This window comes from Corallincola luteus (assembly GCF_004336975.1).
GTDB lineage: Bacteria > Pseudomonadota > Gammaproteobacteria > Enterobacterales > Neiellaceae > Corallincola > Corallincola holothuriorum.
Window position 1 is genome coordinate 257,266 of record NZ_SJXE01000005.1, and the last position, 13,960, is coordinate 271,225.

General features: G+C 50.7%; 12 protein-coding genes. 10 read left to right on the top strand and 2 right to left on the bottom strand.

Features of this window, described 5'->3' with window-relative positions:
• Positions 1–43: 43 nt before the first annotated feature.
• The gene (gene sixA, locus EZV61_RS12275; protein ID WP_158538064.1) at positions 44–520 is read left to right on the top strand and encodes a phosphohistidine phosphatase SixA; all 477 of its coding nucleotides are present in this window, start codon (positions 44–46) and stop codon (positions 518–520) included.
• 17 nt (positions 521–537) lie between these two features.
• Here the strand turns inward: sixA and smrB are convergent, their stop codons facing one another.
• Positions 538–1,077 (bottom strand): endonuclease SmrB, encoded by a 540-nt coding sequence (smrB, locus tag EZV61_RS12280; protein ID WP_130567342.1) that lies wholly within the window; start codon positions 1,075–1,077, stop codon positions 538–540.
• Positions 1,078–1,143: 66 nt separating this feature from the next.
• Here smrB and prmB point away from each other — a divergent pair, with 66 nt between their 5' ends.
• The 9 genes from prmB (at position 1,144) to EZV61_RS12325 (ending at position 12,864) form a co-directional block, all read left to right on the top strand.
• Positions 1,144–2,082 (top strand): 50S ribosomal protein L3 N(5)-glutamine methyltransferase, encoded by a 939-nt coding sequence (gene prmB, locus EZV61_RS12285; RefSeq protein ID WP_131415905.1) that lies wholly within the window; start codon positions 1,144–1,146, stop codon positions 2,080–2,082.
• Positions 2,083–2,170: 88 nt separating this feature from the next.
• Entirely contained in the window at positions 2,171–3,271 is a 1,101-nt protein-coding gene (aroC, locus tag EZV61_RS12290; RefSeq protein ID WP_130567344.1) for a chorismate synthase, read from the top strand.
• Positions 3,272–3,285: 14 nt separating this feature from the next.
• Positions 3,286–4,434 (top strand): MFS transporter, encoded by a 1,149-nt coding sequence (locus tag EZV61_RS12295; protein WP_131415907.1) that lies wholly within the window; start codon positions 3,286–3,288, stop codon positions 4,432–4,434.
• A gap of 277 nt (positions 4,435–4,711) precedes the next feature.
• Positions 4,712–6,625, top strand: coding sequence for a molecular chaperone HtpG (gene htpG, locus EZV61_RS12300; protein WP_114339037.1), 1,914 nt, complete (start codon positions 4,712–4,714; stop codon positions 6,623–6,625).
• A gap of 191 nt (positions 6,626–6,816) precedes the next feature.
• Positions 6,817–7,461, top strand: coding sequence for an adenylate kinase (gene adk, locus EZV61_RS12305; RefSeq protein WP_114339038.1), 645 nt, complete (start codon positions 6,817–6,819; stop codon positions 7,459–7,461).
• A 546-nt stretch (positions 7,462–8,007) separates the two neighbouring features.
• Positions 8,008–9,747 (top strand): helix-hairpin-helix domain-containing protein, encoded by a 1,740-nt coding sequence (locus EZV61_RS12310; protein ID WP_131415909.1) that lies wholly within the window; start codon positions 8,008–8,010, stop codon positions 9,745–9,747.
• 140 nt (positions 9,748–9,887) lie between these two features.
• Positions 9,888–10,886 (top strand): ferrochelatase, encoded by a 999-nt coding sequence (hemH, locus tag EZV61_RS12315; RefSeq protein WP_131415911.1) that lies wholly within the window; start codon positions 9,888–9,890, stop codon positions 10,884–10,886.
• Between the two features lie 276 nt (positions 10,887–11,162).
• Entirely contained in the window at positions 11,163–11,720 is a 558-nt protein-coding gene (locus tag EZV61_RS12320; RefSeq protein ID WP_170308609.1) for an elongation factor P hydroxylase, read from the top strand.
• Positions 11,710–12,864, top strand: coding sequence for an ATP-NAD kinase family protein (locus EZV61_RS12325; protein ID WP_131415915.1), 1,155 nt, complete (start codon positions 11,710–11,712; stop codon positions 12,862–12,864). Before EZV61_RS12320 ends, EZV61_RS12325 begins: the two co-directional genes overlap by 11 nt.
• A 3-nt stretch (positions 12,865–12,867) precedes the next feature.
• On the opposite strand, the gene EZV61_RS12330 is transcribed toward EZV61_RS12325, so the two are convergent.
• Complete coding sequence (locus EZV61_RS12330) at positions 12,868–13,854, bottom strand: integron integrase (RefSeq protein WP_131415917.1); 987 nt, start codon at positions 13,852–13,854, stop codon at positions 12,868–12,870.
• Positions 13,855–13,960 lie beyond the last annotated feature (106 nt).

A 13,960-nucleotide genomic window follows, 5' to 3' on the forward strand; every position in this document is an offset into this window, starting at 1 on the left:
CTACAGCTTGCATAAGCATATTAGTCAGTACGGTTGTATCCCCATGCAAGTGTTTATTATGCGTCATGGTCAAGCAGAAGAGTTAGCAGGGCGCGATAAAGATCGTGCACTGACACCTGATGGACGCTTGGAAAGCAGTTTGATGGCACGTTGGCTGGTCGAACAGGGCGGGCATTTTCAGTATGCGCTGGTGAGCCCCTATCTGCGTGCGCAGCAAACCTTCTCGCAAGTTAATGCCGTTTTAGGTATTCAGCGTAGTGATGTCGAAGTGTTGGAAGAGCTAACGCCCCACGGCACACCTGATGCCGTGGCAGATTATCTCTATGCATTGGCCGATAAAGGGATCGATTCGCTCCTTATTGTCTCTCATATGCCGTTGGTGAGTTTTTTGGTTGAGCAGTTAGATTGTAAGCACGCCACCCCAATGTTTTCACCCTCATCTGTTGCACGTATCGACTTTGATATCGAAAGCCAGTATGGCCATCTACTGGCCGTGCAGGACGCCGTCAACATGGCGTAGTTCGCCGTTCTGGATACTCAGGCTCGCCGTGTGTCGTCCTGTGCCAGCAGGATAAGTAGGGCATTACGGCCACCAAACTCTCTCGGCGCTTCACAGAAGGCTAACACATCCGGATGTTGCACCAGCCACTTTGGTAGCTGGGCTTTTAGTATCCCCATGCCTTGTCCATGCATGACCGACACGACATCTATCCACTCTCGTTTACTGGTGGCAAACAGTGCCAGCAGCTCTTGTTTCGCTTCAGCACGACTCAAACCATGCAGATCAAGAAATAGTGCTGGCGCCAAATCACCACGGCGCAAACGCTTTAATTGATGTGAAGGCAATGAGGGTTGGCGAAATTCGACGCCCCGACTGAAATCCAGTAACGGCTCATAGTCATCGCTGAAAAACTGGTCGACCTGCCGTTGTTGCTGGTTGTCAGACGCTTGTTTTATGTGCTGTTTAGTCTGTGCACGGGCGTGACGTATGGTATCCTGCTGCAACTTTTGCGAGCCGGAGACGGCTTGCCTGAACAGTTGCATCTCGTCGTCTGTTGTTATGGGTGGTTTTTTCATTAATTAATTACCAGCGATGGCTGTAACGGGTCGTGATAGTGACCATGGTACTGAGAGAGGAATATTTTGGACAAGATATTTGTCGATGAAGCAGTAAACGAGCTGCGCACGATCGGTGATCTTATTCGCTGGAGTGTCAGTCGTTTTAATGATGCCCAGATATTCTGTGGTCATGGAACCGACAACAGTTGGGACGAAGCGGTGGCTTTGGTATTGCAAAGCGTGCATCTGCCCATCGACTCAGATCCCAGTGTGCAACACGCTGGCCTGACCCGCAGCGAGAAACAGCGCATCGTTGAACGTGTGGTTAAACGTATTGTTGATCGTGTGCCAGTGCCTTACCTGACTAACCGTGCTTGGTTTGCTGGATTAGAGTTCTATGTTGATGAGCGCGTTTTGGTGCCACGCTCTCCGATGGCTGAACTGATAGAGCAAGAATTTCAGCCTTGGTTAAAAGCGATGCCGATGCGGGTATTGGATATGTGTACCGGCAGTGGCTGTATCGCCATCGCTATGGCGCACGCGTTCGAAGATGCGGAAGTGGATGCAGCTGATATTTCGACTGACGCACTGCAGGTCGCTGAAATCAATATTCAGAACTACGGCTTGGAAGGTCGTGTTTTTCCGCTGCAATCAGATCTGTTTAACGATCTGCAGGGACAAAAATATGATCTTATTGTCAGTAACCCACCGTATGTTGATGCAGAAGATCTAGCTGAGATGCCAGATGAGTTTCAACACGAACCAGAACTGGGTTTGGCTTCAGGCAATGACGGTCTTGAGCTTACTCGGCAGATGTTGGCCGAAGCCGCCGATCACCTCAATGAAGATGGCATATTGATTGTTGAAGTGGGTAACAGTCAGATCCATTTAATGGATCTATTTCCGGAAATACCTTTTACCTGGTTAAGTTTTGAGCGTGGTGGTGACGGCGTGTTTATGCTGGAGTATGACCAGCTCAAACAATATCAGGCTCAATTTAAAGCGGCGTTGCCAGGCGAGTAGCCCGACGCGGTTGATATACGAGCGTTAAAAGACGCTTAAAACAGATAATAAAAGTATTAAGTTTAAAGAGTTAGGGGACAAGAAAACCATGTCAGGGAACACATTTGGCAAGTTGTTCACAGTGACCACATTTGGTGAAAGCCATGGGGTGGCGTTGGGATGTATCGTTGACGGTTGCCCGCCGGGTATCGAGTTGAGTGCAGAAGATCTGCAGATCGACCTTGATCGCCGCAAGCCGGGTACCAGCCGTTATACCACGCAACGTCGTGAATCAGATGAAGTACAGATCCTAAGTGGTGTATTTGAAGGAAAAACCACGGGAACCTCTATCGGCATGGTGATCTTTAATAAAGATCAGCGTTCGCAAGATTACGGCAAGATCAAAGAGCTGTTCCGCCCAGGGCATGCTGATTACACCTACCAACAAAAATATGGTTTCCGTGATTACCGTGGCGGAGGCCGTTCTTCGGCGCGTGAAACGGCGATGCGGGTCGCGGCCGGTGCGGTGGCAAAGAAGTACCTGAAACAAAAGCATGGCATTGAAGTGCGTGCTTACCTATCACAGATGGGTGATGTGAAAGTGGATCTAAAAGACTGGGACGCGGTAGAGCAGAACCCGTTTTTCTGTGCCGATCCAGACAAAATCGATGCACTGGATGCTTTGATGCGTGACTTGAAAAAGCAAGGCGACTCTATTGGCGCCAAGGTTTCTGTCGTTGCCGATAATGTACCTGTTGGTTGGGGTGAGCCGGTATTTGACCGCCTAGATGCCGATATCGCCCATGCCCTGATGAGCATCAATGCGGTGAAAGGCGTTGAGATTGGTGATGGTTTTGAATGTGTTAATCAAAAGGGCAGTGAGCATCGGGATGTATTGACGCCGGAAGGGTTTCTGTCAAACCATGCCGGTGGCGTGCTCGGCGGGATCTCTACTGGTCAGTCAGTGGTTGCTCACATTGCCATGAAACCCACTTCCAGCATCACCGTCCCTGGTGAAACCGTCGATATAAATGGCGACAGTGCCGAGGTGATAACTAAAGGTCGTCATGATCCGTGCGTTGGCATCCGTGCGGTGCCGATTGCTGAAGCGATGATGGCCATTACTTTAATGGATCATTGTTTGCGTCACCGTGGTCAAAACGCCGATGTGCAAAGTACAACACCGGTGATCCCCGCACAGCCAAAATAACGGCTGTTATAAAAATGGAACGACGTCAGTACCTCAGTCTTGGCGCAGGCTATTTTAGCTTCTTCGCCATTCTGGGGCTGATGGTTCCCTACCTCAGCGTGTTCCTTGATGGTCGTGGTTACAGCTCCCTGCAGATTGGTGAGCTGCTCGCTATCGTGATGGCCACGCGGATCATTTCCCCTAATCTTTGGGCCGCTGTCGCTGACCATACCGGTAAACGGGTACAGGTGATGCGTGGCGGCGCCTTGGTGGCTTTCCTCTGTTTCTTTGCCGCTTACCCCGATATCAATTGGTGGTTTATGGCGTTGGCTATGGCGAGCTTCTCCTTTTTCTGGACAGCGATACTGCCGCAGCTTGAAGTACTGACGCTGCGTTCCCTGGGGGAGGAGCGTCATCGCTACAGCCGACTGCGAGCCTGGGGCAGCGTCGGTTTTATTGTGGTGGTGATCTGTGCTGGCTATGTGGTGGAACAGTTGGGTAGTGAAGCCGTGGTTTATATTGGCTCTGTACTGCTGATCTTGTTGTTACTCAGCACCCTGCTGGTACGAGAGTTGCCAGGGCAAAATGATAAACAGGGGAGTACTCACTTCGCTGCTAACTGGCTTAGTCGGCCGATGTTGATGTTTATGGCAGCCACCATTTTGCTGCAGATAAGTCACGGCCCCTATTACGGCTTTTTTGTGCTCTACATGGAAGGTTTGGGTCATAGTGCGGCGTTTGCCGGTTGGCTGATCTCACTTGGCGTTGTGGCCGAAATTGTGCTGTTTATGGTCAGTGGTCAATTGCTTAAACGTTGGGGGGTGAAATGGTTGCTAAGCATCGCGATGGCACTTACCGCGTTGCGTTGGCTGTTGCTGGGGCTGCTACCAGAAAGTTTAGCCGTGCTGTTGTTTTCGCAGACCCTGCATGCCGCTAGCTTTGGCTTAACCCATGCCGCGTCTATCCAGTTTATCCATGGATACTTTACGGAGCGCCAGCAGGGGCGGGGGCAGGCGATGTATAACAGTGTCGGTTTTGGAATCGGTGGTGCCCTAGGCGCCTGGATCGCCGGAGTGACCTGGCAGCAAGGGGCTGGAGCCATGACCAGCTACCTAATCGCTGCGCTGGCTGCGACAGCAGCCTGTATGTTAGTACTTGCTATCCCACGGCAGAAGATGGCGTAATCGGCTTGCTATCTTTGCCTTGGTCATCTTTCCTGCAAGTCGCCATCTTCGGCGAGGCCACTGAAGCGCATTGTTGCGTTTGAGTACTATCCGTAAGACTGCGCTACAGGAATTGCTCAAATCCCCTAGTTTCTTGATGTTATCTGTTGCGGCGGTTGGTTGAGTTGCGGGTTAAGTTCAACTTTTGGAATCTTTAACGGTTGAAATGTTTTTTGCCATCCCCATCTAAGGTCTCAACAGCCTTTGTGTTAACCAATGTAGAGAAGAAAAGTCGGATATGGCACATCAAGAAACCCACGGTTTTCAAACCGAAGTTAAACAGCTCCTGCAGCTGATGATCCATTCACTCTATTCAAACAAAGAGATCTTCCTGCGGGAACTGGTCTCTAACGCTTCCGATGCAGCAGATAAGCTGCGTTTCAAGGCGCTGTCGCAGTCTGACCTTTATGAAGGTGACGGTGACTTGCGTGTGCGTATCAGCGTGGACAAAGACGCCCGTACCATCAGCATTATCGACAATGGTATCGGTATGACCCGTGATCAGGTGGTTGAACATCTGGGTACGATTGCGAAATCGGGCACCGCTGATTTCTTTAAGCAGCTCTCTGGTGATCAGGCTGCTGATTCACAGTTGATCGGTCAGTTTGGTGTTGGTTTCTATTCCGCTTTTATTGTGGCTGACAAGGTTACGGTAAAAACCCGAGCTGCAGGTGAATCTGCAGATCGTGGTGTGGTGTGGGAATCCGAAGGTGAGGGTAGCTTCACGGTAGAAGATATCGAGCGCGCAGAGCGTGGTACCGAGATCATTCTTCATCTGCGTGAAGAGGAAAACGAGTTTCTTGATGATTGGAAACTGCGTTCTATCGTCAGCAAATATTCGGACCACGTCAGCGTGCCTGTGCAGTTCTGGAAAGAGGAAGTGCCAGAAAGTGAAGGCCCAGATGGCGAAAAAATTGAAGCTAAGCCGGGTGAGTGGGAGCAGGTCAACAGCGCGACAGCACTGTGGACCCGCAGTAAGAGCGAGATCTCCGAAGAGGAGTATAAAGAGTTCTATAAAACTGTTTCCCATGACTATCAGGAGCCATTGCTTTGGTCCCATAACCGGGTTGAAGGTAAGCACGACTACACCAGCTTACTTTACGTGCCAAGCAAGGCGCCCTGGGATCTTGGACATCGTGAAAGCAAGCATGGCCTGAAGCTTTATGTTCAGCGCGTGTTCATCATGGATGACGCTGAGCAGTTTATGCCTACCTACCTGCGATTTGTGAAGGGTGTGCTGGACTCTAACGATCTGCCGTTGAACGTTTCCCGTGAGATCCTGCAGGACAACGCGGTCAGTGATGCGATGCGTAAAGCCTGTACTAAGAAAGTACTGGATATGCTGGGTCGCATGGCGAAGAAAGACGAAGAAAAATATCAAGGCTTCTGGGCTGAGTTCGGCAATACGCTGAAAGAGGGCCCTGCTGAAGATCATGCTAACAAAGAGAAGATCGCGGGTCTGCTCCGCTTTGCTTCGACTCACAATGACAGCAGTGTCGATAACGTTTCTCTTGATGCTTACATTGAGCGGATGAAGGAAGGTCAGGACAAGATCTATTACATCGTCGCTGATAGCTATGCAGCCGCTAAGAATAGCCCGCACCTGGAAGTGTTCCAGAAAAAAGGCGTTGAAGTGCTGCTGATGCATGAGCGCATCGATGAGTGGTTGATGAATCACCTTAGCGACTACAGCGAGAAGCAGTTCCAATCTGTGACTCGTGGTGCGCTGGACCTAGGCGAGCTGGAAGACGCAGAAGAGAAGAAAGCACAGGAAGAGGAAGCCAAGCAGTTTGATGGCCTCGTTGAACGTGTGAAAGCGGCTCTGGGTGATAAAGTGAAAGATGTGCGTATCACTCACCGCCTGACTAACTCTCCAGCGTGTATCGTGGCAGACGAGCATGACATGTCTAGCCAGATGATAAAGCTGATGGAAGCGGCAGGTCAGCCTGTGCCTGAAGTGAAGGCTATCTTTGAGGTGAATCCGCAGCACGACATCGTCAAGCATGTTGATGGTTTACAAGATGAAGAAGCATTTGCTGAGTGGTCTCAGCTGTTACTTGAGCAAGCAACCCTTGCGGAGCGTGGCAGTTTAGAAGATCCGGCATCTTTCGTAGCGCGCGTGAACAGCATGTTGCTAAAAGCAGCACAATAGTGCTGACTGACACGCTGTAAATAGATAGGACGGGGAGCTTGCTCCCCGTTTTTACGTTTGATTTGATCTGAATGAAAGCCTTTAACTTGTTTTAACACTGACCGCTGTTAAAATTGTGGCTTAGTAATCGTTCGATTATTCTAATTTTTATCTGCTGAGACATGAGTCTCACGCAAGAGGACAAAAACCAAATGCGTATTATTCTGCTTGGCGCACCCGGTGCTGGTAAAGGCACCCAGGCGCAGTTCATCATGAACAAGTATGGTATCCCTCAGATCTCTACCGGAGATATGCTGCGTGCCGCCGTTAAAGCCGGCACTCCGCTTGGATTGGAAGCGAAAAAAGTGATGGATGCTGGTCAACTGGTATCAGATGAACTGATTATTGGCCTGGTAAAAGAGCGCGTTGCGCAGGATGATTGTGAAAAAGGCTTTCTACTTGATGGCTTCCCACGCACCATCCCACAGGCAGATGCGATGGCGGAGAACGGCATCGATGTTGATTTCGTCGTCGAATTCGATGTGCCAGACGATGTGATTGTTGACCGCATGGGTGGCCGTCGTGTTCACCCTGGTTCTGGCCGTGTTTATCACACTGTCTATAATCCACCGAAAGTGGAAGGCAAAGATGATGTGACCGGTGATGACTTGGTTATTCGCCCTGATGATGAAGAATCGACTGTGCGTAAGCGCTTAGGTATCTACCATGATCAAACGGCGCCGCTGATCGCCTACTACACCAAAGTGGCTGCGGCTGGTAATACCCAGTACCTCACTTTTGATGGTACACAAGCGGTTGAAACAGTTAGCGCTGAACTGGCTGAAAAACTGGGTTAAACCAAACCCTGCGTCTTCAGCAAGAAAGCCCACTTCGGTGGGCTTTTTTCGTTTTATGCTGAGAACCCTCCTAAGTTGGCTCTTTATCTATATTGCTAGCTGTTAACTGTTAGCTCTTTGCTCCGTCTTAGCTCCTTCTCCCATAGCGGGAGAATGCGGGGATGAGGGGGCTTTGTTTTTTAGCTGGAGAAAATGGTTAGCTATGAGCACTTGGTGACCATTTAAAAAGCCCCTCACCCTTGCCCTCTCCCCTAGGAGAGGGAAGTAGAAGAAGTACGATGACGTTAAACCGAGTCGTATTTTTATGGGCACTGAATTGGCTGTTAGCTCTTTGCTCCTTCTTAACTCCTTCTCCCCTTGCGGGAGAAGGCGGGGATGAGGGGGCTTTCTATAGGCACTGAATTGGCTGTTAGCTCTTTGCTCCTTCTTAGCTCCTTCTCCCCTTGCGGGAGAAGGCGGGGATGAGGGGGGCTTTGTTTTTTGACAGCGGAAAAAAGCCTGATACTTTTATAGGCCAGACGGTGACTGACGGTTGTCCAAGGAGGGATGATGACAATAAGGTGTTTTGTTGCGCGCAGTGCGTGCTGGTTGGTATTACTTGTTGGCCGCTTTTGTTCTGCTGATGAGAGCCTGCCATCAAACTATCACTGTGCTGACAACGAGATATCAACTGCTGCCGTCGCTGAACTCGCTGATAGCATCCTTTATCATCGCCAACGTTACGAGTCTGGACTCGCCCCAGAAATTAGTGACAGCGCTTATGACCAGCTCGTAAGGCGCTTAGCGGCATTGGCTCAATGCTCGCCATCATTTGCTGCTCACTATCAAAGAACAACAGATTCCCCAGCGAATAGCTCCCAGCATAAAGTGCCTCATTTGCGGCCTATGCTCAGTTTGAATAAAGCCTATTCGTTTGCTGATGCTAAGAGTTTTTTTACTGGCGAGTTAGCGAGTAGAGCGTTGGTGCAGCCGAAGCTAGATGGCATTGCGGTGGAGTTGCAATACAGCGAAGGGACACTGGTTTCGGCCGCTACCCGCGGTGATGGCGCTTATGGCAGTGATATCACCGGTTTGCTTAATCGTGTCTCGCCGTTGCCGACAAGGCTACCAAGTCCGTCCTCATTGGCGGTTTACGGTGAATTGGTGGCTACCAGACCTTGTTTCGAGCAGTTGGGATCTGATTACGTTTCTACGCGCCATATGGTGGCCGGTATGGCGGCGGCAAAAGAGCATGCTGCAGCGCATGTGAAATGCCTAAGATTCTACCCCTACGGCCTGTATGAGTTACAACGTCGGCAGCAAAGGGATGATATTGCGGCGTTATCCCTACTGACTAAATGGGGCTTTAGTGATTTGCTGGCGCATACGGAGATCGTTGACAGTGAACAGCAGCTTATCTTGCTGTATGGCAACTACTTCGCCGTTTCCAAAAGTCGAGGTTCAGCTCTCGTCGCAGCTAACGCCTACGACATGGGGCTCGATTTGGATGGTATTGTCATCAAGGCGATAACGCCACAGGGCCGAGAACAACGCGGTCAAACAGCGCAAGCGCCTGAGTGGGCGCTGGCTTGGAAGTTTCAGCAACCAGTGGCAGTGACGAAAGTGATGGCGATTGAATGGAAACAGGGGCGAACCGGCAAAGTCACGCCAGTGCTGCAGATCGAGCCCGTTGCGTTATCCGGGCGCAAGATCAGTAAAGTCAGTGGTCGATCCAGCAAATGGTTGCAGTCAAAACAGATCGGTGTGGGAACACAGCTGGAGTTGGAACTCAAGGGCGATGCCGTGCCGCAAGTGGTTGGGGTTGTATCTCGTCCTGGGCCTTTAGCGATGCAGCATGCGTTGACTCATATTCCGCAGCAAACGTCGACAGGGGGCGATCTCTGTCTTTCATATAATCCATCGTGCGAAACACGTTTTATGCTGCAGGTTAAGTATGCGTTGTCGGCATTTAATTACCGTGGCGTTGGTGAAAAAAAGATACAGCAATGGATAGCGAAAGCGTCACTTAGTACTTTGGCTGATATCTTTTCTTTGCCGCCGTTAGACGCTGAATTGAGACCGTTCATCCCGTTAAATACCAAAGATCTGCTGTCAATGCTCGGCGTCCCCGGTTTGAAAACGGCGGCGGCTCAGCGTTTGGCGCGAAAGTATCCGACGCCGACACAAATAACACAGCTATCCGAAGCTGAACTGCGCGCTGTTACAGGCATTGGTGAAGTATCCGCAGGGCGGTTATATCGGTTATTTAGGCGTGATGAAGTGCAGCAATTGATCGCACAGCGCTGAGTTCAGCGTTTGCTAACGTGGTGAATTGCGCACGCTGTTGGCGAGGGGCAGAAACAAGGTCCTAATTTTGTGGTTTAGCTATTGATCGTAAAAGCGATCTGCTGCGTAATGAGGCTAGCAATAATCATAAGAGAGTTTTGATGGAGCTTAAGCATTCTTCTGGCAACTACGGTGTGCTGCTGGTTAATTTGGGGACACCCGACGAGCCGACTACACCCGCTGTGCGACGTTATTTGAATCAGTTTCTATCTGATCCCCGAGTTGTCGATGTGCCTAAGTGGTTGTGGCAATGTATTTTGAAAGGCGTGATCTTACCATTTCGTTCGCCTCGCGCTGCCAAGGCATATCAGAGTATCTGGTGGGAAGAGGGCTCGCCATTACGGGTGATTAGCGAGCGCCAACAAAAAGCGCTACAGGACGCTCTGATGTTTGCTGTTGGACACAAGCTCCCAGTTGAACTCGCGATGACTTATGGTCAGCCGTCTATCCCTGATGCGCTAGAAAGACTGACCGCCGCCGGTGTGACAAAAATCGTTGTGTTGCCATTGTTTCCGCAATATTCATGTAGCACCACGGCCGCAGTATTTGACGGTATAGCCGCCGCCTTGAAGAAGCAACGCCTGCTGCCTGATTTACGCTCGGTTCATCACTATCATGATCATCCTGCCTTTGTGAAAGCGATGGCGGGTAAAGTGTCTGCCTACTGGCAGCAAAATGGTCGTGGGAAACATCTGTTGATGAGCTTTCATGGGATCCCCCAGCGTTACGCTGATCAGGGCGATCCCTATGCCCAGCATTGTCATGAAACAGCGACATCGGTTGCCGAGGCATTGGGGTTATCCGCTACGGAGTGGACCATTAGCTTTCAGAGTCGGGTCGGCCGAGAGCAGTGGCTGACGCCTTATACCGACGACACCCTCAAGGCGATGCCAGCGCAAGGGATCAAGGACCTTGACGTCATCTGCCCAGCGTTTTCTGTTGACTGCCTCGAGACACTCGAAGAGATCAAAGAGGAGAACCGCGAGTATTTTGAACATGCTGGCGGTGAACAGTATCGCTATATTGAGTGTTTAAACGATAGCCCCTGTCATATCCAGATGATGGTTACCCTGATTAAAGAGCAGTTGGTAGGCTGGTAGGTTGGTAGACAGGGTGATTTATCGCTCTGCTTTGTCATAAGATTAAGCCTGCGGGTGCTATGGCTGGTTTAACATCGAAGCTCGCCCTTTTGCTCACATTGAGAACCGCGGAGGGTGTGCTGGCACTGCGACAAATTGCGCCAGCATTGATGGTCATCAGGCAAGTGAACTCTTCGCCGTAAAGCTTTACAATGCGCCCCTTTAAGCAGGGGCTTTCCCCCTGAAATTGAATCGTTCAAAGTTAATTTCGCCCCGCCAATGAGGTTTATCGGCACCATGATTGTTGAGAAAGACCGACACCAATATCAAGATCTGATCGCCTTGTTTAATGGTCAATTTAAACAAGCGCTCAATACTGTTTTGGTGGCCGGGGATGGCGAACCTTTGTATCAACCAGCTAACAGCGATAGTGAAAATCATCAGGTGATCTTCGCTCACGGCTTTTTTGCCAGCGCATTGCATGAGATCGCACACTGGTGCGTGGCCGGTGAGGCTCGGCGCCAGCAGTTGGATTATGGCTATTGGTACTGTCCGGATGGCCGCGATGCAGCGCAACAAGCAGCGTTTGAGAAAGTAGAGATAAAACCGCAGGCGATTGAGTGGGGACTCGCCGCTGCGTGTGGCTTTGCGTTTAATGTCAGCAGTGACAACCTTAATGGCGTGATGCCGGATCGCCTGGCGTTCCAGCATCGGGTTCATGATCAGGTATTGGTGTATTTGCAGCAGGGCTTTCCTGCCCGTGCGCAGAGATTGATTGATGCCTTCAGGGCTTTCTATCAGCGTCCGGCGCTGACGTTGGCTGACTTTGATTACCGGGGCATGTATGAGCGCTAAGTTTCGCTTAGGTTTGCTGATTAACCCCTATGCAGGTATTGGCGGCAGCGTGGCGCTGAAAGGCAGTGATGGCGCAGATATCCGTCACCAAGCGTTGGCCAAAGGGGCAAAGCCACAGGCGCAACTCCGCGCTGAGCAAGCGTTACAGCTGCTGCTCCCCTACAAGGATCAATTAGAGATATTCACCGCTGCCGGAGAGATGGGCTTAGCGCTGTGTCAAAGCCTGGGCTTGAACGCCTCCGCTATCTATCATCCTCAGCAGATCCCAACCGAAGCCAGTGATACCCAAGCGGCAGTGCAACGTATGCTGGACAATGAGATCGACCTGCTGCTATTTGCCGGTGGTGATGGCACTGCGCGGGATATCTGCGCTGTGGTTGAGGCGGAGCCGGACAAAGCGATTACTGTTCTGGGGATCCCCGCTGGTTGTAAGATCCACTCTGGCGTTTACTGCGTAACCCCGGCCGCCGCCGGACGTGTGGTAGAGGATCTGCTAACTGGTAAGGCCGTTAGCTTGATGGACGCCGATGTCATGGATATCGACGAGCAGGCATTTAGGGAAGGGCGGGTGAGAGCGCGTCGCTTTGGTGAAATGACGATCCCTGCTAAACTGCAATATGTACAAAGCGTTAAGATCGGTGGGCAGGAATCTGATGAACTGGTGTTGGATGATATTGCCGACCATGTGATCGAACAACTCGAGCCCGAAGATCTTTGTTTGATGGGCTCAGGTAGTACAGTCGCCGCCGTCATGGCGCGGATGGGCGTGGTGAATACCTTGTTAGGCGTAGATGTCGTGCAAGACCAAGCGTTGCTTGCCAATGACCAAACCGCTGAACAACTACTGGCGCAAGTGGCGAAGCATAATGATCCTGAGCGTGTGAAATTGGTGATCACCTTGATTGGTGGTCAGGGCCATCTGTTTGGGCGCGGGAATCAACAGCTTAGTCCCGCGCTACTTAAGCAGATAAAGCGACAAAATATTTTGCTGGTGGCGAGCAAAGCGAAACTGAGTGCCTTGAATGGCAGGCCGCTGATCGTCGATACTGGCGATGCTGATTTGAACCGCCAGTTGTGTGGCAGCATAGCGGTGATCACCGGTTATCACGACAAAGTGTTGTATCGGATCGCAAGTCCTGCGTGAGGGTTATTGCCTTGGTAATATCAGATCAATGCTTTGCAGTGGGCTGGCAACGCCAGTGCCATGCAATCCCAGCACATGGGTGTAGATCTGTGTGGTGGTGATATCTTCATGTCCCAGTAATTCTTGTATCGTGCGTAGATCCGTCCCCTGTTGCACAAGGTGTGTTGCAAAACTGTGGCGCAACGTATGGCAGGTCACATGTTTATCGATCTTTGCGCGCACGGCTGCAGAGCGAACTGCGCGTTGAAGTCCCTTCTCCAATAAATGATGTCGCTTTTCTCGCCCCGAACGTGGGTCTATGGCGCGATTAGGAGAAGGGAACAGATACTGCCAATAATAACTTTTTGCCACATGGGGATATTTTCTGCCGAGGGCGTCAGGCATAGAAGCTTCACCGAAGCCTTCTAGTTTATCCTGAGCATGGATCAGCCGTACTTTCTCCGCTTGCACACGCAACTGAGAGCGCAAATTGTCAGGCAGTAGCGTGACACGGTCTTTGCCTCCTTTCCCACGCCTAATCGTGATAGTCATCTGTTCAAAATTAAGTGCCTCGATACGCAAGCGAAGGCATTCACTTAACCTCAGCCCTGCGCCATACATCAGACAAGCCATAAGCTGATAATGACCCTTTAGCTGTGCGATCACCGCACGCACTTCGTTGTGGGTTAATACCACGGGAATTTTCACTTTCGGCTTAGCGCGTTGTGCCCGAATATTGTCCATGTCCCGTCCTAGTACTTTTTGATACAGGAATAACAGAGCGTTCAGGGCGATGTTTTGTGTTGCCGGAGCAACTAGCCTATTGACGGCGAGGTGAGTCAGGAATCGTTCAACGTCACTTTTTGTCAATTTGTCTGGATGCACCTTATTGTTAAATAAGATAAATCGTCTTATCCAATGCCAGTAGGTCTTTTCAGTTTTTAGGGCGAAATGATAATGCATGATGGTTTCATGAAAGCGTTGCTGAAGTTTTTTCGGGGACTGTTCCATGTCTGCGCTGATTTATGCTGTATAAATATGGCCCTTCACTAATTAGAGTGGGTAGGTGCCAAGTCCAGCCCACCGAAATGAAACATAATTGCCCGCTTATAACGCT